The organism is Streptomyces sp. NBC_01352 (assembly GCF_036237295.1).
Classification (GTDB): Bacteria; Actinomycetota; Actinomycetes; order Streptomycetales; family Streptomycetaceae; genus Streptomyces; species Streptomyces plumbiresistens.
Genome location: NZ_CP108354.1, coordinates 675,723 through 700,719, shown reverse-complemented (window position 1 = coordinate 700,719; position 24,997 = coordinate 675,723). Strand labels below are relative to the sequence as shown.

The following is a 24,997-nucleotide window of genomic DNA, read 5'->3' as shown; positions in this document are numbered from 1 at the left end:
GGATCACCGACCGCCTGCGCGGATCGGCGTTGTCAGCTCAGGCGTCGACTGGTGCGGGCTGCTCCTCGGCCTGCGGTGATGCCGCCTGCGCGTCGGGTGCGGTGTAGTAGACGGAGGCGCCTTGCTTGGAGCGCTGTGCCTGGTTGCGGGCGACCAGCCCTTCGACGGTGGTGCGCACCACGGTCGTCTTGATGTTGCGGTCGGGATGGGTCTGGCCGAGGGTCGTGGCGATCTCCGCCGCCGAACGCGGTTCGCTCTGCTCGGCGAGGTGGCGGCGGACAAGTTCGACCAGCGTCGGCGACGTGGTCTTGGCGGCTTCGGCGGTGTCGGCCGGCTTCTCGGCGGTCGGCTTCTTGGCGGTCGGCTTGGCCGCCGCGGCGGGGCGGGACTTGGCGGCGGTCTTCTTCGTCCGGGTCCGTGTGCCCGGGCCGGTCTTGGCGGCAGACTTCTTGCGAGGGGCGGGCACCGGGACGCTGTCCGACGGGGCCACGGGCTCGGCGGAAGCCGGCGCCGTGTCGAGCGCGCGCTGAATGTTGACGAGGACCTTGTGGTCACTCTGGAGGGCTGCCAACTGCTCCTGCAGGGCGGCAATCTCCCCACCGATGCGTTCTTGCTCCTTGGTGTTGCGTTCGAGGTCGGCACTGACTTGAGCGGTGTACTGCGATGTCAGTTCGGTAGCGGAAGCGTTCTCGGACATGGGATGCACAACCTTTCCTCGGCCAAGGGCCGTAGTTGAAGAGCCTGCCATGTGTGTGCCGGCCCGCACCGGTGTCTCCGGGCGGCAGCCGTACTCATGCACAGTGCCTTGTCGTAGCGATAGTACGGACAACCGCAAGTGAGGTGTCCTCCCTTGAACGGTCTGCGCCGAGCTCATCCCTCAGTCTGACCGCGCACAGCCTGCGGGCGGCGAGCTGAGGGTGCAGACACGGCGCGCCCCTCACACTGTCACATGTGTAGCCGGACTGGGACGGTCGTGAGTACAGACGACTCGCACGAGGGCAATCCACAAACCCAAGGCTGCGCGCAGGGTGACCTGTGTCTCTGGCGTCCAACTGCCTTTTCAGTGCGTGTAGTTGTGGGCGAAGCGCTGTCGGCGATGGATGCAAACACGGTCTGTTGCGCGGGGATCACGACGAGGGGGAAGCAGCACATGCCGTGTATTGACAAGTACGAGCGAGCGGACCGAAACGCGGTGCCGGCGCATTACCGATGGCCTGCGGGAGCACGCGGGGAGATGGCCGTGTCAGGCGTAGTCGCGGTGAATGGGATCGGGTCAGGCAGCGGGGTGCTCAGGTGAACATCCCCGGGGCTGCGGCGCTACCTGCCTGCCGCTCCCGCGCCGGCGGTGTCGTACCCCGTCGGCTTCTCCGCGATGGGCGGCAGCCGGTGAGCCGGCGCTCCTCGCGGCGCAGCCCGACCGCACGGCGTGCCGGGCTCACCGACAGCGCCGCGGCCGACGGGGGCAGCCGATTCCGCCACCGGCCCCGGGCGTCGTCGTCATGACGCCCGTCTTCCTGCGCCCTCGGTCACCAAGGTGACATCGATGGTGGTACTGCTCTCGAGCAAGGGGCTTGGCCGCGAGACCGCCCGCCGCCTCATCGAACTCGGTCACACTGTGCTGGCCGGAGCCCGCAGCCCCGAACAGGGCGCGGAGGCCGCCGCTACGCTCGGTGCGCGGTGTAGTCGGGGCCGGGGCGGCAGGCGTCTCGGTGCTGGAGAAGGGCAGTGCGCTGTGAAGTTGGTTCTGCAGGAGTTTCTGTCGCTGGACGGCGTGGCGCAGGGGCCCGGGTCCCCGGAGGAGGACACCAGCGACGGGTTCGCCCGGGGCGGCTGGCTCGTGCCGCATCTGGACGACGAGTTCATGCGGATCGTCACGGGGTGGCTCGGCGAGGTGGACGCGTTTCTGTACGGGCGCCGCACCTATGACAACTTCGCGCGAGACTGGCCGAGGATGAACGACCCGGACGACCCGATCGCCACCAAGCTCAACGGCTTGCCGAAGTACGTGGCGTCACACAGCCTGACGCGAGCCGACTGGGAGCCGACCACGATCCTCTCCGGGGACGTGCCGGCCCAGGTCGCCGAGTTGAAGCAGCAACCCGGACGGGAGCTGCAGATCCACGGCAGCGCCCGCCTCGGCGCGTCGCTGCTGGCCGCCGGGCTGATCGACGAGCTGCGGCTGATGGTCGCGCCGGTCGTCGTGGGCAGCGGCCGACGGCTGTTCCCGGAGAACGGTGCCCCGGCCGGGCTGCGGCTGCTGAGCAGCGAGACGACACCGAGCGGAGTCGCGGCCCAGGTCTACGAGTCCACGGGGGCGCCCACATTCGGGGCTTACGAGGCCGGCGCGCACCACTGAACAGACACTCTGCAGCTCTTCGGCGGACGTGAGCTTGAGTCGGTCTCTGGGGCGGCTGGTGCCGCAGGCGTCGACGGTGGCGGCTCCATCGCCCCCGCCCGGCGTCGTCGGTGCGGTACGGCGGCCGTTGTCGCGGATCCGGTTGCCGAGGATCGCCACCTCGCGCAGGGCGGCGGCGACGCGTACGTCCATGCGCCCAGGTCGTCCCCGCTCAACCGGCGTACGTGGGGGAGTGGTGCGCCCTGCAGTGAGCGGTCAGAACGAACAGTCGCCGTCGTGCGGATGAGGGCAGGTGCGAGGCGAGGTCGGCCGGCCACGCGGCGGCACCGCAGGAACCGGCCCACCGCCCGCACCGCTGCCACCGAGGAATCGAAGTCGTACAGGCAGCGAGCGGTCCGCAGGCGCTGACGCACGGTCTGCCTCTCTCTCGCCCGTGCGGGCGGCTGCCGTGGGTACCGGCCATGTCCTGGCCGGTCCGTTGTCCGCGCTGCGTGGCGTTCCGCCGGAGCGGTACACGAATCGGGAGGACATCGTCGTAGTGAGAACGAGCTGTGACGCCATGGGCTCACGGCCACCCGCCTGTGCTGCGAACACGGAGGGTGCGGGGCATGGACGGTCCACTTGGACGGCATGGCACCGCTGTACCCAGTTGCCTGAAGCTCGCAGGCCGCTTTCACCGCCGAGCGCGCCCTGCAGCGCGGCTATGAGGTGATCCGCCGCGGCCTGGGTGCGGACTCGACGACGTCCGGCCACCGGGAAACCGCTGCCCGCCATCGACGCAGCAGGGACTCCGGCTACTGGCGTCCGCTCTTGGAAGGCGAAGCGCTGTGGGCGCGCAGGGTTTCGATGACCTGTTCGTCGCTGACCTGGTCGAAGTCGTCGTACCACTGGCCTACCGCCCAGAAGTCCGGCGGCTGGTGAAGGCAGATGATGTCATCGGCCTCGGAGCGCATCGCGGCGGCAGTGTCGGGAGCGGAGACGGGCACGGCGAGGATCAGGCGGGCGGGGTCCCGACGGCGCAGGTACCGGAGAGCGGCGCGCGCGGTGGCGCCGGTGGCGAGGCCGTCGTCGACGAGGATCACGGCCCGGTCCTTGACGTCGGGCGCGGAGCGGTCGCCCCGGTACAGCTGTTCCCGGCGGTGCAGTTCGGTTCGTTCGCGGGCCACGTCCGGGCTGAGCCGCTCCTCGCTCAGGCCGAGCATCTCCAGAGCGCGTCGGTCGAACAGCGGAGGGTCGTCACCGACGATCGCGCCGACGCCGGTCTCCGGGCGGCCGGGGATGCCGATCTTCCGCGCGACCAGCACGTCCAAGGGCGCCTTGAGGGTCTGGGCCACCTCAGCCGCCACCGGGACGCCACCTCGGGGCAGCGCGAGTACGACAGTGTTGACGAGATCTCCGTCGGCCGCCCACTCCATCATCCGCAGGGCGAGTTCCTGGCCGGCGTGGCGACGGTCGTGGAATCGCATGACCTGATGCCTGCCTTCCTCCGCGAAAGGATGTGTTGTGTGTCCTCGGGGCGGCGAGCTCTGTCCGGCGGATTGGGCTTGTCGCCGCGCCGCCGCAGCGGCCGCCTGCTCAAAGGCGCCGGGGACACGGCAGTGACTGCATGTCCCGCACACCACGGTGGACGGCACACCAGGCGGTCGCCAGGGCGGAAGGTGCGCGCCCCGGATCCCGTTTCCTCCACGACACCGACGGCCTCATGACGTCATCTGTCACTGTCCGGGGTTTCCTGTCCACCGGCCGCCAAACTGCGCCGGCGTCCCGCCCCAGCGTCAACTGGCTGCGCGCGTGCGGGAGCGGTTGGCTTTGCGGATCGCGTCGAGCAGGTCAGACTTCGACATGCGTGACCGTCCGTCGATGTTCAGTCGCCGCGCGAGATCGTAGAGATGCTCCTTCGTGGCGTGCTCGTCGAGGCCCTCACCGCTGCGTCCGCCCTGCTGGCGGGGACGGGCCGACTACGGGTCGGAGGGGCCCTTGCGGCCGCCCTCCTTGCGCTCCCAGTGGTCGCCGACCTTCTCGTGCGTGTGCTTGAGCGCGCCGTAGGCGACCCGGTGGGCCCGCTCGCCCTCGCCATACTGCTCGACGGCGGAGTCATGTGCCTTGACCCATGTGCGCTGGGCCTCGATCGAGGAGCGCTCGAGGGTCGACGGCAGCTCCTGTCGTCCAGGCATGTGACTCACCTCCTTGAATGTGGCTGATCCGCGGACCGGGTTCCCGCCGCAGGGCCGTGGTAACGGTGGCGCCCGGGCCGTCAACGGCAGCTGAGCACGGCCCGCGGGCCGGTGGGGCGCCCCACCCCCGACATGGGCGGTGAAAGTGCCTGGCACGTGCACCGGCTGATCCGACAGGCTCGGAGAGATGGCGGGGCCGTCGTAGAGTCGAGGAGGACGCCGACGCAGAATGCAGCAAGGCGTTCCCTTGCGCGGCGGAGGATGTTGCGGATCAGGCCCGAGACCTCCGCCTCCGCCTCCTCGTCGTCGCCCGACGGGGGAATCGCCGGCCGTTCCGCATGGCTCTTGGGCCGACCACGGTTGCGCAGGCCCCGGTCCGTGCGAGAAGCCTCGCGACGAGTGACGTCTTGCTGTCGGTGAGTCATCCACTCTGGGGCGGCACAGTCCGTGACTGCCGTTGCCCCGGCCGGATCGGATGATCGTGCACGCGGGCATGGGCCCAACCGATACGAGAACCCGGCGCCGACACTGATGGGTGACATCCGCCAGGCGCAGCGGCGTGCGGGGCCGTGTCTGGCGCCGTGGTCGGCGGTGGCGCGGGCCTTGATGGCGGGAAGTGGATGTGTGGGCGCCGTCCGGCACATGAAAGGTGGGAGTCGGGGCACTCGGCCCGGGTCGCCGGATCTTGAGGGAGGTATCGCGGAGTTACCGCGCTGCCTCCCCGGCCACATTCGACCTATCCGAGGGGCTGGCCAACCGTGACTGACCACTTTCCCGATGGCGCCGCCTCCGCCGTTCAACTGGCCCTGCGGGCGGTTGTCGATGGCGACGCCGACGAAGCGGAACTGGACACCCTCGCCGGCAGCGAGGTTCTCGTCCCGACCGGCGCCGCCGCCGGGGACCAGCCTGCCGGGACGGTGAGTCTGCCCGTCTACGAGCAGCCGGATGGCACCGAACTGGTGCCGGTGTTCACCTCGCAGGCCCGCATGAGGCACGCGTTCCCGCAGATCTCAGAGCACCGGCGGATCCTGCTCGGTGCGCTCGCCCACGGCTGGCCCTCCGAGGAGCTGGCGCTCGTCATCGACGCCGGCACGCCGGAAGAGCTGGCGTTGACGGCTGAGGGGGTCAGGGAACTGCTGGACCGCCACATGGATTGAGGCTTCGCCCTCGGCCGCTGCCGTTACCCGTGCGCTGGACACAGCCGACCGTGCGGGGAGCGACCGCCGCACGTATGAGTGGCCGGCCGTACGGGTACCCGTGCCCGTCGGCGCACTCTTGGTGAGGAGTCCGTCCGCTCCGTGGTACGTCCGGATACCTCCCCCGATTGTCGGCGCGCGGTCCGGCCCTTGGCCGGTCCTCGCTGGGGCCAGGCGGCCGGTGCGCTCGCGTTGTCCGTGTCGCCGGTCTGTATCGACCTGTCCGACGCGGACGCGGGCACGGCCTCCGCGTACCGCTGTCCGCTGGCCGTACCCGCCCTGGTGCTGCTGGCGCTCCCGGAGTACCGCCGCGAAGGCCGGCCGCCTCGGCGACAGGTGCCGTACGGGCTGGCCGGCGGGGCGTTGTTCGCCGGGGACATGCTGCTGTGGGCGAAGGCGATCACCGAAGTCGGGGCGGGACCGTCCACCGTGCTGGTCAATGTGCAGGTGGTGCTGGTGCCGTTTCTCGCCTGGGTGGTGGACCACCAACGCGTGCCGTGCCGATTCCTGCTCTGGCTGCCGGTGCTGCTCGAGGGCGTGGTGCTGACGGGCGGGCTCTTCGAGAAGGGCGCGAGCGGCAGCGACCCGACCGCGGGCACGGTGCACGCGGTGCTGGCAGCGCTGAGCTACTCGGGGTTCCTGTTCCCGCTGCGCCGCGGCGGCTTTGAGGGGCACGTCCGTACTACGTACACGCTGGTGATCTGCGTCTCGACCGTCGTCTCCGCGCTGGGAGGCGCCGTCTGGGGCACCCTCGACCTCGCACCGTCCTGGCGGACGCTGGGCTGGCCGGCGGTGGTGGCGCTGAGCAGCCAGATCGTCGGCTGGCTGCTGGTGGCCGTCAGCTCGCCCAGGCTGCCGAGCCACATCGGCGTGGTCCTGCTGCTCCCTATTCCGGTCGGTGCACTGGCCCTGGGCGCTTCGGTGCTGGGTGAACGGCCGACGCCCGCGCTGTGGCTCGGCTGCGGCCTGATCATGCTCAGCGCCTACGTCACGACGGGCGGCGCGCCGGGGAACCGCGACGATGGTGGCCCGGAGCAGACTCGAACGTCGTCGAGCCGCACCCGAAGCTGCGGCGGCTGACGCGGACCCGCAAGCCCTCCGCGCAGCAATGTCACTGTGACCGGGCGGGTGCCGCGTAGCCGGCCGCTTCACCGTGCGGGTGTGCCCGTTGCGGGTGTGCCTGTTGCTCCGGTGGGGAATTCCTCGATGCCCACCACCCGCAGCAGTTCCAGCCGTTCGCGGGCCTCGGCGTCCGCGGGGGTGAGGACCAGCAGTTGCTGGCCCTGGTCGGGGGTGAGCAGGGTCTCGCAGTCCATCAGCACGCGGCCGACCCGTGGGTGCAGAACGGTTTTGCGGTCGACGCGTCGGACCGCCACCTCGTGCTCGGCCCAGAGCCTGCGGAAGTCCGCGCTGTCGGCCTGCAGCCGGGCGACGAGTCCGGTGACGGTGGGATCGCCGGAGCGGCGGCCGGCGGCCGCGCGCAGGTCGGCCACGAGCTGGCGGGAGTGGTGCTCCTGCTCTTCGGGCGGGCGGGCGGCGCGGGTCGCGGGCTCGGTGAACCAGCGGTGTATCGCGTAGCGGCGGTCACCGGTGAAGCCGGTGTGGTCGCCCGTCAGCAGGATGGCTGCCCGGTTCTGGGCGAGGATCTCGCCCAGGTCGGACAGGACCAGGGCCGGGGTGTCGCCGAGCAGGTCGAGCATGCGCATCAGACCGGCGCGGGCCAGGGCGGCCACCGAGTCGGTGGGCGGGGGCCGGTGCCCGGCCAGGTGGAACAGGTGGTCGCGCTCGTCGTCGGACAGACGCAGTGCCCGGGCCAGCGCGCCGAGCAGCTGGGCGGAGGGCTGACTGCTGCGGCCCTGCTCGAGACGTACGACGTAGTCCACCGACATGCCGGCGAGCATGGCCACCTCTTCCCGGCGCAGGCCGGTGGTGCGCCGGCGGGGGCCGTCGGCGAGCCCGACCTCGGCCGGGCGAATCGCCTGACGGCGGCGGCGCAGGAAGTCGGCGAGCTGCTCACGTTGCATGACCCCATGGTCCCTGCGGCGGGCGGACCGAGCCAGGGAGCGGCTCTCCCATGATGAACGCTCCGCTCCCGCACGTCGCGGCCCGGACACAAGGTGGGTGGCAGACCGACGACGAGGGAGAACACGATGCAGACACGAACCCTGGGCAGCACCGGGCCGGCCGTTTCCGCGCTGGGACTGGGCGCGATGGGCATGTCGGGCGCCTACGGCGCGGCCGACCGCGCGGAGAGCATCGCCACCGTGCACGCCGCCCTTGAGGCCGGCGTCACGCTGATCGACACCGCCGACTTCTACGCCATGGGCCACAACGAGCTGCTGCTCGCCGAGGCGCTGCGCGGCCGGGACCGGGACAGCTACCGGCTGAGCGTCAAGTTCGGCATGCTGCGGGGCCCGGGGCACGAGTTCGGCGGGCAGGACGGCCGTCCCGAGGCGGTGAGGAACTTCCTGGCCTACTCGCTGACCCGGCTGGGCACTGACCACATCGGCATCTACCGTCCCGCCCGCCTCGATCCGGCCGTACCGATCGAGGAGACGGTGGGCGCGATCAAGGACATGATCGACGCAGGGCACGTGCGCCACCTCGGCCTCTCGGAGGTCGATGCGGCGACGATCCGCCGGGCGCACGCCGTACACCCGGTCGCCGACCTGCAGATCGAGTACTCGCTGATCTCCCGCGCGGTGGAGGCGGACATTCTGCCCACGCTGCGGGAGCTGGGCATCGGGTTGAGCGCGTACGGCGTCCTTGGCCGCGGCCTCATCTCCGGGCACTGGACGGCCGCCCGCAGCGCCGACCCCGGCGACAACCGCAGCCACAGTCCCCGATTCTCCGGTCTGACAGGGGTACAGCCGAGCAGGCGGTGCTGTTGGCGGCGGGGCTTGCCGACCTGGCGGTGAGTTGCCTCGGCTCGGCCGTGGGCAGCGTACGGGGGTTGCTGAGCCGCTCGGACGCGGCGGAGTTGGCGGCTGACGCGCAGCGGGATCTCACGGCGCGCGGGCGACTGGCTGTGGACCGGTACGCGGTGGTGCCGCCGGCCCACCTGGAGGTTCTCGCCCAGAGCGTCCTGGCCCGGCGGGCTGCCGACGGTGGCTGACCGGGACGAGGCGGCCGTGTTCAAGTTACGCGTCGACAAGGTGCTGAGCCGGTTCGTGGCGCAGGAGTCGGACCAACTGCTTGCCATCGATGCCGACTTGGGCCCGGTGGCCGACCAGGTCGAGACCGCCGTATCGGACGGAAAGCGGCTGAGGGCGGCGTTCTGCTACTGGGGCTGGCGGGCGGCGGGACAGCCTGACAGCGACGCGCTGGTGCGGGCGGCAGCGTCCATGGAGCTGGTCCACGCCGCCGCGGTCGTGCATGACGACATCATCGACGACAGCGCAGTGCGGCATGGCCGGCCCACCACGCATGTTGCCCTTGAAGCGGCGCTGTGTGGTCGTCCACGTGCCACGGCCACAGCCAGGGCACTGGCGATGCTGGTGGGGGACTGGCTCATGTCGCTGGCCGGGCAGCTGTTCGCCACCAGCGGCTTGCCCGCGGGCTACCTGGCCCGGGCCCGTCCCCTGTGGGCGGCCCTGGCCCGGGAGCTGATCGCGGGCGAGTGCCTGGAACTCCTGCACACCGGTGGCGAACCGGACACGGCGCAGTCGTTGAAGGTGATCCGCTACAAGACCGCGAAGTACACCGTCGAGCAGCCATTGCTGATCGGAGGCGCGCTGGCAGGCGCCGGGCACCAGCTGAGGGAGGGCTACTCCCGCTACGGGCTGCCGCTGGGCGAGGCCTTCCAGTTGCGCGACGACCTGCTCGGTCTGTTCGGGGATCCGGCCCTCACCGGCAAGGCCAACACGGACGACCTGCACGCTCACCGGCCCACCGCCCTGCTGGCGGAGACCTGGAGGCTGGCCGACGAGACCGACCGACAGCGCCTGCGCGCGCTGCTCGGCCGACGTGAGGTGGGCACGCCCGGCCTGGAGGAGGTGCGCGAGGTGATGAGCCGGCTCAATGCACCCGACCGCATCGAACAGATGATCACTGCCCGGGTCGAGGAAGCCACCCGCTCTCTGGACGACCTGGACATCCCCGCACCCGCCTCACGAGCCCTCACCGGCCTGGCACATGCGGCCGCGGTCCGCCGGCGCTGAATTCCGCCGGCACTGAATCCCGGTGGCACTGAATTCCGATGGCGCTGAATGCCGGTGGCCGGCGCCACGCCTCGTCCCTGTCCGGCCCCGCCTGTTCCGACTGGAGACAACAAGCCTGTGATGACCTACACCCAGGCGTCGATGGACGCCCTGCGCGACAGCGGTGACGAACTCGCCGACGTCACGGTGGCCACCCTCTTCGCACGCGGGGAGGTGGGCACGTTCAACACCCTGATGCGCTACGTGTCGACCGCCGGCGCACCACTGCCCGACGGTCTTCCCGAGGTGGCGCGGGAGTACCTGCACGCCACCGGCGCACCACCGGCGTGGGTCGACTGGGCCGAGATGGAGAAGGCCAGGCTGTTCTTTATCGACAACAACGTGCACATCTCCACCGCGCTGTCCTTCGCCTCCATGCCCGCCTGCTATGTCATCCCGCACGTGGCGAAGCTGCTGGCGACGACGCACTCGCTGGAGTACCCCTCCAAGCGGATGGCGGAGACCGGGCAGTTCACCGTCTACCTAATGCAGCCCGGGGCGTTCGAGGCAGGCAGCCGCTTCATCCCCGCCGCCCAGAAGGTCCGTCTGCTGCACGCGTCCATCCGCCACCACCTCAAGAAGGACAACCGCTGGGACACCGACGGTCTGGGGGTGCCGATCTGTCAGGAAGACATGATCGGCGGCCAGATGCTCTTCTCGCTGCTGGTGCTGGACTCCCTGCACCGGCTGAACATCCACATGAGCATCGAGGGCGCGGAGGCGTACCTGTACGCCTGGCGGGTGGTCGGTGCGATGCTCGGCGTCGACCAGAGCCAAGTGCCCAAGGACATGGAGTCCGCCCGACAGTTCCTCGACCTGTACATGATCCGCCACATGGGGCCGAGCGAGGACGGCGCGCGTCTCACGCGGCAGCTGATCGATCTGTACGAGGAAGTCGTCCCCGGCACCTTCTTCGACCCGATCGTCTCCGCCCTGATCCGTCACCTGGTCGGCGACACCTGCGCCGACTGGCTGGACGTCCCGCGCACCGCCTGGGACACCGTCGTGAAAGCCGTACCCCACCTGCTCGGCGTCCTGGAGACCATCGAGGACCGCTCCCCGCTCGGTGCCTGGGCCCTGGACCGCCTCGGTCACCTGACCACGATCCTCGAACTGTCCTCGCTCACCCGGGGCCGCGTCATGCACTACGCGATTCCGGAGCAACTGAAGAAGGACTACGGCGTTTCCTCCACCACGCCCCGCACCCACCGCTGGACCCCACCCGCCCCCGCAGCCGATCCGCTCTGACCGCCTACCTGACACCCATGGCGACGGACAATGCAGTTGTGGTTGCCATGTACCGGAGGGTGACGGGACAGGCTCAGGCAGTGGCCCCGCCGCGGCTCCGCGTGCGGGCGATCAGCCACATCAGATACGGCGCGCCGACCGCCGCGGTCAGCACGCCGACCGGCAGCTCGGTGGGAGAGAACATGCGCCGGGCCAGCAGATCCGCCGTGGTCACGATCAGGGCACCCGTCAACGCCGAGCAGAGCAGAGGGATCTGGGCGGTGCGGGTGAGGCGACGGGCAATCTGGGGTGCCAGCAGCGCGACGAAGTCGACGGGCCCGGCCGCCCCCGTCGCGACCGACGCCAGCACCACGCCGAGGGCGGTCAGACCCAGCCGTACGCGATCCAGCGGGACACCCAAGGCGGTAGCCGTGTCGTCGTCCAGGGACACCGCCCGCTGGGCCCGGGCGGCCCACAGCAGCGGCGGGAGCAGGACGAGCAGGGTCAGGGCGAGGGGCGCCGCCTGGTCGTAACCGCGTCCGTTGAGGGAGCCCGTGAGCCACACCTTGGCCTGCTGGGCCACCAGATAGTCGCCCTTGGTCAGGAACAGCCGGGTCAGCGAGCCCAGCGCGATCGAGACACCGATCCCGACGAGGACGAACCGCGTGGCGTGCAGGCCCTTGCGCCAGGCGAAGGCGTAGACGAGCACGGCGGCGGACAGCCCGCCGACGATCGCGACGTACGGCAGCGTGGTGGGGGACGTGACGCCGAAGGTCATCGCGGTCACGGTCGCCGCGCCCGCGCCGTGCGTGACGCCGATGACGTCCGGACTGGCCAGGGAGTTGCGGGCGACCGTCTGGACCAGCGCACCCGCGATCCCGAAGGCGGCACCGACCAGCAGACCTGTCACCAGGCGGGGCAGCCGCAGCGTGCCGACGACCAGCTCGTCGGGGCTCGGCTTCCCGAGCAGTACGCGGACGACCTCGGTGGGGGAGACGAAGGATTCGCCGATGCACAGCGAGGCGACGACGGTCACCGCCAGCGCGACCGTGAGGACGGCGGCGATCACGACGGCCCTGCGGTGCAGCAGGACGCTGTTGTCGCGCACGCGGATGACGGAGTAGCCGACGGGGCGGGCCGTCGCCGTGCCGGTCCGGTCCAGTTGCGTCATGCCGCCACCGTCGCCTTCCGCCGTACGAGCGCGACCAGGAACGGCACGCCCAACAAGGCCGTCATCACGGCCACCGGGACCTCCGAGGGCGGGAAGAGGACCCGCCCGAGCACGTCCGAGACCAGGATCACCGAGGGACCCAGTACGGCGGCCATGGGCAGGACCCAGCGATGGCCCGAGCCCACCAGAGCGCGGGCGATGTGCGGCACGGCGAGCCCGACGAAGGCGATGGGACCGGCCGCGGCCACCGCGGCCCCGGTCAGCACGGTCGCGGCGAGGGCACCCAGGATCCGCACCCGAAGGACGTGGTGGCCGAGTCCCCGGGCCACGTCGTCGCCCAGGGCGAGCGCGTCCAGGCCGGGGACCGTGATGGCGACCAGTAGCAGACCCGCGAGCAGGAACGGCCACGTCTGCGCCACGACGGAGCCGTCCCGCCCGCTGATGGAACCGACGTCCCAGAAGCGGAACTCGTCCAGGACCTGGGCATCGGTGGTGACGATTCCGGACACCACCGAGGCGAGGAAGGCGTTCATCGCGGCACCGGCCAGGGCCAGTTTCACCGGGGAGGCGCCGCCGCGGCCCCCGCTGGCGACGGCGTACGCGGCCACCGCCGCGAGCCCGGCGCCGACGAATGCGAACCAGACGTATCCGTTGAGCGTGTGCACCCCGAAGAACGCGATCGCGCAGATCACGCCGAGCGAGGCGCCCTGGCTGACGCCGAGGACGCCGGGCTCGGCGATCGGATTGCGGGTGAGGCCCTGCATGACCACGCCGGCGACCGCCAGGGCGAGGCCGACCATCGCGCCGATGAGCGTGCGGGGCACCCGAAGGGCCCGTACGACCTGCGCGTTGTCGCCGGTCCCGCCGTGCAGCAGCGCGTCGAACACCTCGGAGGGGGCGATCTGGCGGCTGCCGACCGCGAGACTGAGCAGGACGGCGAGAAGCAGCAGGAGCACGCCCGCGACCAGCCGGACGGCCGGGCGCCGGGTGGCACGGGACATGCGCTACCTCTTCATGTGATGCATGGGATTCACGTCTGATGCGTGTGGTTCACGTCGTTCCGGTGGTTCAGTGGTTCACGCGAGCGGACGGACTGACGACCGGCCACGCCGGGGCCGGAGCCCCGGTCGTCTACTTGGTCAGGTACTTGTCCAGGTCCGCGACGACCTGCTCGGCCGCGGTGACACCGAGTCCGAGGTACCAGGTCTCGTCAGGTACGTCATAGGCGTGCCCGGCCTTGACCGCCTTGAGGTTCTTCCACAACGGGTTGCCCTGCGCACGGGACTTGTCCGTGGCCTTCGCGTCGCCGTAGACGCCGGTGAAGATGTAGTCGGCGTCGGCCTGGTCGATGTTCTCGGCGCTGACCTCGGCGGCCAGGTCCTCGATGTCCTGGTTCTTCGGGCGGGGGATGCCGGCGTCCTTGAGGATGGTGCCGATGAAGGAGGCGTTCGCGTAGAGGCGGATCAGGCCGTCGGGCAGGTAACGCACCATCGAGACGGTCGGCTTGTCGGCGCCGAGCTCGGTGCCGAGTGCCTTGACCTTGGTGTCGTACGCGGCGAGCTTCGCCTCGGCCTCTGCCGTCCTGTCGAGGGCCGACGCGTTGAGGAGGTAGTTCTCCTTCCACGTGAAGCCGGGCCGGATGGAGAAGACGGTCGGGGCGATCTTCGACAACTCGTCGTACTTGTCCGCGGCGCGCAGCTGGCTGCCGAGGATGAGGTCCGGCTGGAGACCGGCGATCGCTTCGAGGTTGAGGTTGTTGATGGTGCCGACGTTCTTCGGAGTGCCGGCGTCCTTCTTCAGGTACGACGGCAGCTCGGGGGAGCCCTCGGTGGGGGCGAGTCCGACCGGCTTGATGCCCAGCGACACCACGTTGTCCAGCTCGCCGACGTCCAGGACCACCACGCGCTTGGGCTGGGCCTCGATCACGGTCTTGCCCATCGAGTGCCGGACGGTGCGCGGCCACTCGCCAGGCTTGGCGTCGGTGCCCATCGCCGCGGTCTTCTGTGCGGCGGACCCGAAGTCCTCACCGCCCTGCGCCACGGCCTTCTTGTCACCGCCTCCGGACCCCGTGTCCTTGCCGTCGTCGGCGGAACCGCCACACGCCCCGAGGATCAGCGCCGCTGCGACGGCGAAAGCGAGGGCGGACGGGCCGCGACGCCGAGGGAACATGCCAGAACTCCTTTGTGACACCACTTTTTGGCCATTAGGCCAGGCTCACCTTATCTGGGGGCTCGTCATGGTTGATAAGCGGTCCTGTGTGGTTCCTGTCACCGTCATACGCCTGTCCTCGCCGTCCCCTCCCCGACCCGCGACGCGCGACTCCTGGGCCGACGGAGTGCACGACGACAGCAGCCCGCCGACCGACGCTGCCGACAGACTGCCTGGCGTCGCACCGCTAGCCTGGTTCCGAACGACTCGGACGGAGGCGCGGGCCCAGATGAGCGAGACCGATCCGCACATACACGTGGAGCAGAAGGTGGCGCAGGCCGGTGCCGCCGTCCGCAACGTGATCGCGTCGACGTTGGGCCGCGCAACCGACGCCCCGAGCGTCGTCACCACCGGTTGCGGACGCCAGGTGGCCTATGTGATGACCTCTCCCCGCCCGGACAGCGTCACCTGCCTGGCCTGCCGGGAACACGCCCACCAGGAGCACCTGCGCTGCGCCGACCAGATCGAGCGCTTGAGCCTGCCCGGCATGACCATCACCAGCGACCAGGCGACGAAGGCCGCGGAATGGCACCGGGACCTCGCGAGGAGGTTCTCCGGCCAAGAGGGCACCTGATCTACGTGGTTGATGTTCTCGGGGCTGTGTCCGGTCGCCGGGGATTGATGGCTGGGTCGGACCGGGGTTGCCTCCTCGGGCCGGGGTCGCCTTCTCGGGCCGGGGTCGCCTTCTCGGGCCGGGGTTGCCTTCTCGGGCCGGGGTTGCCTTCTCGGGCCGGGGTTGCCTTCTCGGGCCGGGGTTGCCTTCTCGGGCCGGGGTTGCCTTCTCGGGCCGGGGTTGCCTTCTCGTACCGGCCGCCCGCGACCGGTGGTCGTCCGCCGGGTGACCGACGAACGCAGGACCCGGTCCTGCCCGCGACTGGGCCGGGTGGGCGGACCACATGCCGCCGCTCGAACGCATCGTCCTGGGCCGGGAGTTCGCCTTTGGGCTGCCCGCCGGCGGGCACGACGTGCGCTCGTACGTCCTTGCATCGCGCCGTCCTACGGATGGCTGTCGGCCGACTTCTTCTACCGGTGCTCGGCTCGGTGTACTCCTGCATTAGGGTGCTCGCTGCGCCGAGCACAAGGAACATCATGGAGACCGCTGCTGACTCACCGTCGATGATCAGCACGCCGTTGAGAGTCGCGGCCTTCCGGCGGTTCGTGTCGGCCAATCTCATATCGACCGCCGGGTCTGCGATGGCCCCTCTGGCACTGGCCTACTCCGTTATCGAGCAGGGCGGGGGAGCGGGATCCCTCGGTCTCGTGCTGGCCATGAACACCGTCCCGACGATCGTGTTCCTGCTCGCAGGCGGGCTCTTCGCAGACCGCCTGTCCCGCAGCAAGATCCTCTTCTTCGGCAACCTGCTGGCGGCGGGCGCGCAGGGTGCGCTGGCGGTCACCGTGGCCACCGGTCACGCGACGACGGCGTCGATCGCCGTCTGCGGCTTCGTCTCGGGAACCGCGGCGTCCTTTATCGTGCCTGCCACACAAGGTGCCGTCGCCCAGATCGTTCCCGCCGAGTACCTGCAACAGGCCAACGCGCTGCTCCGGTTGCCGAGCAACATGGTCAAGGTGCTGGGCCCGGTCGTCGGCGGATTCGTCGTCGCCGCAAGTGGTGCGGCGTGGGCCCTGGCCTGGGACGCGTTCACCTTCACCGCCGCGGCCTTCCTCCTTCTCGGCCTGCGGCTCGACGCACCCCTCACCACCAGCGGCGTTCTCGCCGATCTGCGCGCCGGATGGACCGGCTTCTGGTCACGTACCTGGCTGTGGACCTATACGGCTGCCGGGACCGTACTCGTCGCCGCGTGGCTGGCCGGCTTCCAACTCCTCGGCCCTCTCGTCGCGGCGCGCCAGTATGCCGGGGCACGAGACTGGGGCCTGGTCCAGGCGGCCTTCGCATGCGGTCTGCTGGCCGGGACACTCGTGTGCCTGCGCTGGAAGCCGTACCGCCTGCTGACCGTCGCAGTCGTGGCGAGCGGTGCTCTCGCGCTTCCCCTGGCCGCCATGGGATGGGGCTTGCCGCTGCCCGTCGTCCTGTTGACCGCCCTTGTCGCGGGGATCGGGCTCGACATCGCGATCGTCGCCTGGACCACCGCGTTCCAGCAGCACGTTCCCCACGCCGAACAAGGCCGCATGAGTGCCTTCAACGGAGTCGGGGAGCGCCTCGCCATCCCCCTCGGTTACCTCATCACGGCTCTTGCGGCCCACTCGTGGGACAGCCAGAGCGTGCTGTTGGCATGCGCCGGCATGATCGCTGCCGCTGCCGTCGTCAATCTCTGTGTGCCGGACGTCTACCGCGTCAACCGTCTGACGGGATACGACCAGTCCAGGATCACGAAGTGACCATCACAGGCAGGGGTGGCGGGGCGGCCATCACCGCACACGGGTACATGCCGCAGAAGCGATGAGCTCGTCCGGGGGCGACAGAACCTCCGCGACGGTCCTGGGACACACCGACCACGCCGTCTGCGCGCAACTGTGCAGCCCTTCGGCGCGCAGCAGCAGCATGACGATCTGCAGATACATGCCGACGTCGGACCATCGGGCCGGACCCTGGCGCGGGCAGAACGGCGTTTCTGGCACGGGGATTCAGTCCTTGCACACCGCAGGCCAGGTGCAGTTCCGTCGGCGCCGCACCGCATGTCACACCGGCCGACTCTGTTCTGTCTACCTACTGACAGACTCCGGAGCAGGGGGAACCACGCGTGAGATCCTGATCGTTGGTGGCGGCTACGCGGGCTTCTACACTGCGTGGGGCCTCGAGAAGACGTTGCGGTCGGAAGAAGCGAGGGTCACGGTCGTCGACCCACGTCCGTACATGACCTATCAGCCCTTCCTGCCCGAGGTGACGGCTGGATCGGTCGAGGCACGCCATGCCGCTGTATCGATGCGCCGACACCTGCGTACCACCCGACTGATAGCGGGGAGCGTCACCGACATCCGTCACGCAGACCGTACGGTCACCGTCCAACCGGTGACCGGAGCGGGCTACGAACTCCACTACGACACCCTTGTGGTCACCGCCGGCGCCGTCACCCGCACCTTCCCGATACCCGGACTGGCGCAGCAGGCCATAGGCCTGAAACACGTGGAAGAGGCGGTGGCCATCCGTGACCGACTTCTTACCGCGTTCGACCAGGCGGCGTCGATGCCGCCCGGTGCCGAGCGTCAGAGACTGCTCACGGTCACGTTCGTGGGCGGCGGGTTCTCCGGTGTCGAGGGCTTCGGCGAACTGCTGTCGCTGGCCACCGCGATGCTCAAGGCCTATCCCGAACTGAGCTTCGACGACCTGTCCTTCCACCTGGTGGAGGCTCGGGACCGGATTCTGCCCGAGGTGACCGACAAACCCGGAGCCTGGGTGGTGCGCTCCCTCGAACGCCGTGGTGCGCACGTTCACCTGAACACCCAGCTCATCTCCGCCGAGGGCGGGCACGTCGTCCTCTCCAGCGGCGAGGAGTTCGACTCGGCACTGATCGTCTGGACCACCGGCAACGCCTCGAACCCCGTCGTACGCCGGCACACTGACCTGCCGGTCGACGAGCGCGGCCTGCTCGTGGTCCGGGCCGATCTCCGGGTGGGTACTGACGGCGATCCGGTACCGGATGCGAGGGCGGCCGGAGACGACGCGGCGGTACCCGATCTGGCCTCGCCCGTGGCGGGGACACGCACGGTGCCGAACGCGCAGCACGCCGTACGGCAGGGCAAGCACCTGGCGAAGAACATCACAGCCGATCTGAGAGGCGGCAAAGTCCGGAACTACCGTCACAGCAGCCTCGGGGTGGTGGCCACGTTGGGGCTGAGGCGGGGGATCTTCCAGTACAAGGGAATCGTCATCAAGGGCTTCCCCGCATGGCTGATCCACAGGGGCTATCACGTACTGGCCGTGCCCACCTGGGAGCGGAAAGTCCGGGTGCTCACTGTCTGGCTCACCGCCGCACTGTTCGGCCGGGATCTCGTCTCACTCGCAGCCGTGCAGCACCCGCGAGACGCATTCGTCGCCGGCGGTGACCCGCGGCGTCCCGAGGAGAGCCGGGCGAACGACCACACGGCCGCATGAGAGGACAGAAGAGGAGAAGATCAGGTCTTCCCCAAGGCTTGATACACTGTTCACAGTGTTCTCAACACCATGTGACATGGTTCCCGTGAAAGGTGTCCGGAACACGCTTCCCCGCCTGCGGCCCCAGGCCGGCAGATGCGGTGCTCCGGACGCCACTCGATCCCCCGCGAGTCGGCGTCCGGAGCTGGTACCCGTCGGCGGCGTGCCGGCCCGACGGCGGCGGCCGCTACTCGTTGCTCTTCAGGACTTCTTGGCGCGGTAGAGACCCCGGCCGGTACGACGGATACGGGACGTGCCGACAAGGCGGTCGAGTGTGCTCCGGACCGCGTTGATGCTACCGCTGTCGGTGTCGCGGCCCAGAGCCGCCGCGACATCACGAGCCCGTACGTCGGTCTCGCCGACCTCTGCGAAGTAGTCCAGGATCTGCTCGGTGAGCCTGCCGTAGCTCCGCTGCTGTTCTGCTTCTGCGCGGGATCCACGGGAAGCCCGCTTCCCTGCGCCCTGCCGGCTCTTCGGCTGCCGAACACGAGGTTCTGCTTTCGAGACGACACCGGCGGAAACGGAGGCAGCAACGTCCGTCTGCGATTTCGCGGTCTCCGCGGTCTGGCGCTGACCCGTTTCTGCGACATCTGCGACAGGGCCGGCGGTGTCCGCTGGGGCCGACGAGCCGAGCATCAGGACTTCGAGGGCACTGAGGGCGCGCTGGACGGAACCGAGATGGGCCACGACCGCAGCCAGTTCCCTCTCCAGTGCCTGCTTCTGGACCTCCAGACGGGCCAGATCCTCCTGGAGGCTCTCAGCGGTGATCTCAATGTTGTGCGCCGCGCGAGTTGCCGAGACCATGTGTTCCTCTCATCCTCAACCCTTCTTTGCTGCGTTCCTGACCAGCTCACCAGCGGTGTCGCTCGGCCCGAACGCCGGGATGGGCTACCCCAGGACATCATATGCAGGAGCGCACTCCGCACAAAGATGGACCAGTGGGCCACACGTTTCCGAAGGGGCGACCGCACTTCGGATTCCCGTGATGCTGCGGCAAGAAACCGTATCTCATCAATTGTTCCCACTGTTGCGCAGGAAATGCAACGGACAAGTACCGACAGGAAAGGACGCTTCCCCGGTCAAGGCAGGCAGGGCAGGGAGCGCTTCAACCACTCGGCCTCGTGCGAGGAGGCGGGGCGGTGCAACTGCCGCAGTGTTTCGGAGACCGCCTCGATACGAGCGTCGACCGTCTCGAGCGCCTCTTGCAGCATGCGCACACGAGCCTCCAGCAGGGCAGCCTCGGCTGCCAGAGACACACTGGCGGCGGCGGGATCGGAGTGCTGGTCAGAATCTCGGGGCATCATGCGTCTTTCTTGGGAGGGAAGGAGACCGTGTGCCTCGGCCGCGCCTCGCAGCGCAGCACGGCCGGTGCCGCGAACGGGCTCGCGAAGGTGCTCACGGACCCCACATGCATTGACCGAGCAGTCGAGGGAGTTGTGACAACCCCGTACGACGCTGCGCCTGTGCGTGGATGTGGGTCGGACACAGCTGAAAGCCCACGGGAGGCCGCCGGACACATCACTGCGCCATACACACGTCTAGCAACATCGTCGCCAGTTGCCACTGTCTTAACAGAAAGTGTGATCCTCGCCCCTGATTGCCGGCTTCCGTGAGAGGGTGGCGGGCACGAAAGCGAAACCGGCGCACATCCTGCCGCGACCCCGCATCTGCCGTCAGCAACGACTTGTCACGGCGAACCTGTCACAGAACAGGGACGGGCATGGTCAATGAAGCAGATGCGATGGGAGTAGCCGTGATTTTCAGTGTCCGAAGCCTTTGCGGCAGCCGGCCGGCCGGATCTGGAGGCCAGGACGGCCGATACGGCCACGCCCAGGAGCCGGCCGCCGGGGCGGCTGCCACATGGCAGTCGCATGATCGCCTCTCTGAGCAGCACCGACCCCCGGAGGAACGGAGACAGCAGGATCATGCATCTTGATACGTCCCCTACGGAAAGTGGCACCCTGGACCAGGCCCTCTCTGTGTTCGTGAAGCTCAGGCCACGCCTTTTCGGCATCGCGTACCGCGTTCTCGGAAGCTCGGTCGAGGCCGAGGACGTGGTCCAGGAAGTATGGCTGCGCTGGCAGAAGGCGGACCGTTCGGTGGTGGTCAGCCCCGTGGCATTCCTGTCGAGTGCGACCACTCGGCTGGCCATCAACGTGGCCCAGTCCGCTCGTGTGCGGCGCGAGACCTACATCGGCCCGTGGCTGCCCGAGCCCGTCGACACGAGCTCCGACCCGGAGGTGGGCGCACAGCGGGCGGAGGCTCTCGAACTGGCCCTACTCCTCGTACTGGAGAGGCTGAACCCCACCGAGCGGGCCGCCTACGTGCTGCGAGAGGCGTTCGACTACGCCTATGCCGAGATCGCCGAGATGCTTCAGCTCAGCCATGTCAACGTACGGAAGATCGTGAGCCGGGTCCGCAAGCACCTGGCGGCCGAGCAGCGGGAGACCGTGGACACGGGGGAGCACAGACGGCTCCTCGAGGCCTTCGTCTCGGCCGCGCAAGCGGGGAACATCGCCTCGCTGGAGGCGCTCCTCACCCCTGATGCCGTCAGTCTGTCCGACGGCAACGGGCTGCGTGGCGTCGCTCGCATCCCCGTTCTCGGCCGCTCACGTGTGGCGAACCTGTCGACTGCGTTTCCGAGGTTCTGGCCCGAAGCGGACGTCCAGCCGGTCCATGCCAACGGACGGGCCGGCGTGATGATCTACCGGAACGGGCGACCCACGACCTTCATGACCGTAGCGGCTTCCCACAAGGGCATTGACACGGTGATGTGGGTGTTCAGCCCGATCAAGATCGCCGCGTTCCTCGACTCGACGTCACGCTCCGCGAGGGCACCCAAAACCGAAGGCGATGTGCGGTAACCGCGCCGAAGCTCTTCCTGCCGGTACTCACCGCGACGCATCGGCCTCCGGAACGGATCAACGGCCCGCGGCGGGGTCCGGTTGGTTCCAGGGGCGGAGTTTGTCGGGGTTGAGGGTGACCCATACCTGTACGGCGTGGTGGCCGGCGATGTCGAGGCTGATGACTGCGACTACCTGGCCGTCGTAGCGGACGACGAGTCCGGTTCGGCCGTTGACGGAATGGGTGTGCAGGGTGGTGCGCGGATGCCGGGCCAGGAGTGTCAGCAGGCTGTGGGCGACCTGCTCGCCGCCGTGGACGGGTCTGATCAGAGCGCGGACCTTGCCGCCGCCGTCGAAGAACGCCGTGGCGTCGGGCGCCAGCAGGGACGCCAGGAGTGCCGCGTCCTGCGTGGCACAGGCTTCCCGGACGGCACGGACCATGGCATCGTGCCGCCATTGAGCGGCAGGAAGCGAACGACGGGCCCGCAGACTGCTGCGAGCACGCTCGGCCAGCTCGGCGGCCTCGGCCTCGCTCTGACCCACGACGCCCGCAACCGCACCCGACGCCATACCGAACACGTCGTCGAGGACGAACGCCGCCCGCTCGGCCGGACTCAGCGAATCCAGCACCTCCAGCCACACCGCACCGGTATCCCCCTCCAGAACACCACCCGGACCCACCACTCCTGCCACGCTCTGCCCACCCGTCCGGCCATCGCCCTCCCACCGGCCGGGCAGAGCCAGCCGGTCCAGGCAGATACCACCCGCGACCTTCGCAAGCCAGGAACGCGGCACCGAAATCCGCGCCCGCACCGCATCGGACAGCTCGTACCACCGCCGATAGGTCTCCGCGACAACACCCTCGGCCTCACGCCCACTGCCCAGCATCCAATACGCCACATCCAGCAGATGCCGCCGCTCATCGAGCAGCTCCGCGATCGGCACGCCGACACCGGCACCCTCCATACGACAACCACTCTCTCTTGTGCGCTTGATAGTCCTGACCGGGCAGACGTAGATCTTGTGACACTCTGCCCGCCGCCCGCTCGGACCCGGTGTCACACATGCGGAGGGCACTCGGTCTGACAGGCACTGCCGTGATGCGTTTCGTGCGGCCCCAGGCAAGATCACGGACCTCGAGCACACGAGGGCCGTTCGAGCAGGCACCGACCTACGAGGCACATCGCCTGCGCGACCCGGCGTGAAAGCCGACATCTCGGAGGTTCCCGAGGTACAGGCATGGGTCCACATCCATCAAGGAGGAGGTGCAGCGTGGACTGGCGTGACATGGCGAGCTGCCGAGACGGAGACCCTGACCTTTTCTTTCCCATAGGCAACAGCAGCAGTGCTCCCTCACTGATTCAGGTGTATCGGGCGAAGGCCGTGTGTCGTCGCTGCCCCGTCAGGGACAAGTGCCTGAACTGGGCCATCAAGGCCGACCCCGTGGAGGGCATATGGGGCGGCACCACGGAGAGCGAGCGTCGTGCCCTGAGGCGTCGCTCGGCGTGCCCGTCGCGGGCCGGCGTGGAATCCCCGGCGTGACCACGCGGCACAGAAACACTGACTTGAACCCGCGGCCGAGGTGCTCGCGGACGCGACGGCCAACCCGCCCTTCCTGTACGAACTCGGTCCGGAGGGCGCTCGGAAGGTACTCGACGATCTGCAGGCGGCGCCCATCGAGAAGCCCGACGTGGGGGAGAAGTGGGTCACGGTGCCGGCCGAGGTCGGCGACGTGCGGGTACGCGTCGTCAAGCCCGTCGGTGCCGTGGGCGCGCTGCCGGTCGTCCTCTACGTGCACGGCGGAGGCTGGGTCATCGGCAACGCGGGTACCCATGACCGCCTGGTCCGCGAACTGGCCGTCGGAGCGAACGCCGCTGTGGCGTTCGTCGAGTACGACCGTTCCCCGGAGGCGAAGTATCCGGTTGCCGTCGAGCAGGCGTACGCGGCGGCACAGTGGATGACGAAGCAGGGCGCTCAGGAAGACCTGGATGTCTCCCGCATGGCCGTGGCGGCGATTCCGTCGGCGGCAACATGACCGCGGCGCTGACCATCATGGCCAAGCAGCGCGGTGACGTGTCCTTCGTACACCAGTCCCTGTACTACCCCGTCACGGACGCTGCTCAGGACACCGACAGCTACCGGGAGTTCGCGTACGGCCCCTACCTCACCGCGAAGGCCATGGCCTGGTTCTGGGACTGCTACACCACGGACCCCGCCCAGCGGGCCGAGATCACCGCGTCACCGCTGCGGGCCGACCTGGCCGATCTGGCGGGACTGCCGCCCGCCCTCGTTCTCGTCGACGAGAACGACGTCCTGTGGGACGAGGGTGAGGCATAGGCCCGGAAGCTGACGGAGGCCGGTGTACCGACCACCAGCATCCGGTACAACGGCACCCTGCACGACTTCATGATGCTGAACCCCGTGCGGTCCACACACGCCACCACGGCCGCGATGCAGCAGGCCATTCGCAGCCTGGGCACGGCGCTCCACTCCAACTGAGCCACGGCTGCCTGCCGTTCGCGTACGGCCCACTCCTCCCCACACGGTGTGCGACAGCCGACTGCCTCGAACCACTGCCGATCCGTCCATCCGGACACGGCGGAACCAACAACTGCCCCGAGAAGTCCTCTCATGAACCGTCATTCTCTCTACCGGCGTGTCCGCACGCCGCTCTCCCTCATGGCCACGGCCGGCGTTGCCGCTGCACTCCTCGCCACCTCGGTCGCCCCGGCGAGCGCCGGCAAGGGATCGTCGTCGCCCAGCCGCAAGCCGACCGTGGTGCTCGTCCACGGAGCTTTCGCCGATTCCACCAGCTGGAACGGCGTCGTGAAGAAGCTGAAGCGCGACGGCTACCCGGTGGTGGCCGCGGCCAATCCGCTGCGCGGGCTGAGCAGTGACTCCGCCTACCTCAGGGACGTCCTGGCCGCCATCGACGGGCCCGTCGTACTTGCCGGACACTCCTACGGCGGAGCGGTCATCAGCAGCGCCGCCCATGGCGCCGACAACGTGAAGGCGCTGGTGTACATCGCCGCCTTCATGCCCGACAAGGGGGAGAGCGCCATCGAGCTGGCCGGCAAGTACCCCGGCAGCACGCTGGGCGAGGCCCTGCGCCCGGTCCCGATCACCATGCCCGACGGCTCCCAGGGCGCGGATCTCTACATCCAACAGGACAAGTTCCACCACCAGTTCGCCGCGGACGTCCCGGAGAGCACCACCGACATCATGGCGGTCGCACAGCGCCCCGTGACCGGTGCCGCGCTGGAGGAGGGTGCCGGCGAGCCGGCCTGGAAGACCATCCCGTCCTGGGCCCTGGTGGCCACCGAGGACCTCAACATCCCCCTGAAGGCTCAGACCTTCATGGCCGAGCGGGCCCAGGCCCACACCGTGGAAGTGCGGGCATCGCACGCCGTGAGTGTTTCCCGGCCCGATGACGTCGCCCGGATCATCCAGGAAGCGGCGCGGACGGTCCGCTGACCGGCCGACGGCCAGGCCGGCGGGGTGGCGCGAACGTGCCGCCCCGCCGGCTTGTC

Annotated in this window: 21 protein-coding genes and 4 pseudogenes; 14 read left to right on the top strand and 11 right to left on the bottom strand. The window is 69.4% G+C overall.

All coding sequences use genetic code 11. From position 1 onward, the window contains the following. Window positions 1–37 precede the first annotated feature (37 nt). Window positions 38–697 (bottom strand): hypothetical protein, encoded by a 660-nt coding sequence (locus OG252_RS03505; RefSeq protein WP_329333601.1) that lies wholly within the window; start codon window positions 695–697, stop codon window positions 38–40. Between the two features lie 1,035 nt (window positions 698–1,732). On the opposite strand from OG252_RS03505, the gene OG252_RS03500 reads away from it, so the two are divergent. After that, the gene (locus tag OG252_RS03500) at window positions 1,733–2,356 is read left to right on the top strand and encodes a dihydrofolate reductase family protein (RefSeq protein WP_329345069.1); all 624 of its coding nucleotides are present in this window, start codon (window positions 1,733–1,735) and stop codon (window positions 2,354–2,356) included. A 794-nt stretch (window positions 2,357–3,150) separates the two neighbouring features. Here the strand turns inward: OG252_RS03500 and OG252_RS03495 are convergent. Next, the gene (locus tag OG252_RS03495) at window positions 3,151–3,822 is read right to left on the bottom strand and encodes a phosphoribosyltransferase (RefSeq protein ID WP_329333599.1); all 672 of its coding nucleotides are present in this window, start codon (window positions 3,820–3,822) and stop codon (window positions 3,151–3,153) included. 309 nt (window positions 3,823–4,131) lie between these two features. Beyond that, window positions 4,132–4,530 (bottom strand): annotated as a pseudogene (locus OG252_RS03490) (ChaB family protein). A 758-nt stretch (window positions 4,531–5,288) separates the two neighbouring features. Here OG252_RS03490 and OG252_RS03485 point away from each other — a divergent pair. Both OG252_RS03485 and OG252_RS03480 read left to right on the top strand, forming a co-directional pair. After that, a complete protein-coding gene (locus OG252_RS03485) occupies window positions 5,289–5,687 on the top strand; it encodes an SseB family protein (RefSeq protein ID WP_266451955.1) in 399 nt (132 codons plus the stop codon). A 189-nt stretch (window positions 5,688–5,876) separates the two neighbouring features. Continuing rightward, window positions 5,877–6,806 (top strand): DMT family transporter, encoded by a 930-nt coding sequence (locus OG252_RS03480; protein WP_329333596.1) that lies wholly within the window; start codon window positions 5,877–5,879, stop codon window positions 6,804–6,806. 68 nt (window positions 6,807–6,874) lie between these two features. On the opposite strand, the gene OG252_RS03475 is transcribed toward OG252_RS03480, so the two are convergent. After that, on the bottom strand, window positions 6,875–7,750 hold the full coding sequence (locus OG252_RS03475; RefSeq protein ID WP_329333594.1) for a helix-turn-helix transcriptional regulator: 876 nt from the start codon (window positions 7,748–7,750) through the stop codon (window positions 6,875–6,877). A gap of 126 nt (window positions 7,751–7,876) precedes the next feature. On the opposite strand from OG252_RS03475, the pseudogene OG252_RS03470 reads away from it, so the two are divergent. The 4 genes and pseudogenes from OG252_RS03470 to OG252_RS03455 all read left to right on the top strand — a co-directional run. Then, window positions 7,877–8,578 (top strand): annotated as a pseudogene (locus tag OG252_RS03470) (aldo/keto reductase); the annotation flags it as partial. Beyond that, a complete protein-coding gene (locus OG252_RS03465; RefSeq protein WP_329345068.1) occupies window positions 8,572–8,841 on the top strand; it encodes a polyprenyl synthetase in 270 nt (89 codons plus the stop codon). The pseudogene OG252_RS03470 and the gene OG252_RS03465, both read left to right, overlap by 7 nt. Further along, window positions 8,834–9,886, top strand: a complete 1,053-nt coding sequence (locus OG252_RS03460; RefSeq protein WP_329333592.1) for a polyprenyl synthetase family protein — start codon at window positions 8,834–8,836, stop codon at window positions 9,884–9,886. Before OG252_RS03465 ends, OG252_RS03460 begins: the two co-directional genes overlap by 8 nt. 120 nt (window positions 9,887–10,006) lie before the next feature. Next, window positions 10,007–11,173 (top strand): oxygenase MpaB family protein, encoded by a 1,167-nt coding sequence (locus OG252_RS03455; protein ID WP_329333590.1) that lies wholly within the window; start codon window positions 10,007–10,009, stop codon window positions 11,171–11,173. 73 nt (window positions 11,174–11,246) lie between these two features. Here OG252_RS03455 and OG252_RS03450 read toward each other — a convergent pair whose 3' ends face one another. The 3 genes from OG252_RS03450 to OG252_RS03440 form a co-directional block, all read right to left on the bottom strand. Beyond that, the gene (locus OG252_RS03450; RefSeq protein WP_266451961.1) at window positions 11,247–12,323 is read right to left on the bottom strand and encodes a FecCD family ABC transporter permease; all 1,077 of its coding nucleotides are present in this window, start codon (window positions 12,321–12,323) and stop codon (window positions 11,247–11,249) included. Beyond that, on the bottom strand, window positions 12,320–13,324 hold the full coding sequence (locus tag OG252_RS03445; RefSeq protein WP_329333586.1) for a FecCD family ABC transporter permease: 1,005 nt from the start codon (window positions 13,322–13,324) through the stop codon (window positions 12,320–12,322). Before OG252_RS03445 ends, OG252_RS03450 begins: the two co-directional genes overlap by 4 nt. Before the next feature lie 130 nt (window positions 13,325–13,454). Further along, window positions 13,455–14,492: an ABC transporter substrate-binding protein gene (locus OG252_RS03440; protein WP_329333584.1), complete on the bottom strand. Its 1,038-nt coding sequence runs from the start codon at window positions 14,490–14,492 to the stop codon at window positions 13,455–13,457. Window positions 14,493–14,760: 268 nt separating this feature from the next. On the opposite strand from OG252_RS03440, the gene OG252_RS03435 reads away from it, so the two are divergent. Together OG252_RS03435 and OG252_RS03430 are read left to right on the top strand one after the other, a co-directional pair. Next, window positions 14,761–15,105 (top strand): hypothetical protein, encoded by a 345-nt coding sequence (locus OG252_RS03435; RefSeq protein WP_266451964.1) that lies wholly within the window; start codon window positions 14,761–14,763, stop codon window positions 15,103–15,105. A 515-nt stretch (window positions 15,106–15,620) separates the two neighbouring features. After that, window positions 15,621–16,871: an MFS transporter gene (locus tag OG252_RS03430; RefSeq protein ID WP_266451965.1), complete on the top strand. Its 1,251-nt coding sequence runs from the start codon at window positions 15,621–15,623 to the stop codon at window positions 16,869–16,871. Between the two features lie 46 nt (window positions 16,872–16,917). On the opposite strand, the pseudogene OG252_RS03425 reads toward OG252_RS03430, so the two are convergent. Beyond that, window positions 16,918–17,081, bottom strand: a pseudogene (locus tag OG252_RS03425) (nitroreductase); the annotation flags it as partial. A gap of 160 nt (window positions 17,082–17,241) precedes the next feature. Here OG252_RS03425 and OG252_RS03420 point away from each other — a divergent pair. After that, a complete protein-coding gene (locus tag OG252_RS03420; protein ID WP_329345067.1) occupies window positions 17,242–18,585 on the top strand; it encodes an NAD(P)/FAD-dependent oxidoreductase in 1,344 nt (447 codons plus the stop codon). Between the two features lie 240 nt (window positions 18,586–18,825). Here the strand turns inward: OG252_RS03420 and OG252_RS03415 are convergent, their stop codons facing one another. Both OG252_RS03415 and OG252_RS03410 read right to left on the bottom strand, forming a co-directional pair. Beyond that, window positions 18,826–19,428 (bottom strand): hypothetical protein, encoded by a 603-nt coding sequence (locus OG252_RS03415; RefSeq protein ID WP_329333582.1) that lies wholly within the window; start codon window positions 19,426–19,428, stop codon window positions 18,826–18,828. Between the two features lie 275 nt (window positions 19,429–19,703). Continuing rightward, on the bottom strand, window positions 19,704–19,841 hold the full coding sequence (locus OG252_RS03410) for a hypothetical protein (RefSeq protein ID WP_329333580.1): 138 nt from the start codon (window positions 19,839–19,841) through the stop codon (window positions 19,704–19,706). 708 nt (window positions 19,842–20,549) lie between these two features. Between OG252_RS03410 and OG252_RS03405 the strand changes: the two genes are divergently transcribed. Further along, window positions 20,550–21,488 (top strand): sigma-70 family RNA polymerase sigma factor, encoded by a 939-nt coding sequence (locus OG252_RS03405; RefSeq protein ID WP_329333578.1) that lies wholly within the window; start codon window positions 20,550–20,552, stop codon window positions 21,486–21,488. A 57-nt stretch (window positions 21,489–21,545) separates the two neighbouring features. Here the strand turns inward: OG252_RS03405 and OG252_RS03400 are convergent, their stop codons facing one another. Then, entirely contained in the window at window positions 21,546–22,433 is an 888-nt protein-coding gene (locus OG252_RS03400) for a sigma factor (RefSeq protein ID WP_329333576.1), read from the bottom strand. Window positions 22,434–22,739: 306 nt separating this feature from the next. On the opposite strand from OG252_RS03400, the gene OG252_RS03395 reads away from it, so the two are divergent. From OG252_RS03395 to OG252_RS03385, 3 genes and pseudogenes are all read left to right on the top strand, one after another. Next, window positions 22,740–23,009: a WhiB family transcriptional regulator gene (locus tag OG252_RS03395; RefSeq protein ID WP_443068380.1), complete on the top strand. Its 270-nt coding sequence runs from the start codon at window positions 22,740–22,742 to the stop codon at window positions 23,007–23,009. A 40-nt stretch (window positions 23,010–23,049) separates the two neighbouring features. Then, window positions 23,050–23,966, top strand: a pseudogene (locus OG252_RS03390) (alpha/beta hydrolase). 132 nt (window positions 23,967–24,098) lie between these two features. Further along, window positions 24,099–24,941 carry an alpha/beta fold hydrolase gene (locus tag OG252_RS03385; RefSeq protein WP_329333575.1) on the top strand — a complete coding sequence of 281 codons (843 nt, stop codon included), beginning with the start codon at window positions 24,099–24,101 and terminating at the stop codon, window positions 24,939–24,941. Window positions 24,942–24,997: the final 56 nt, after the last annotated feature.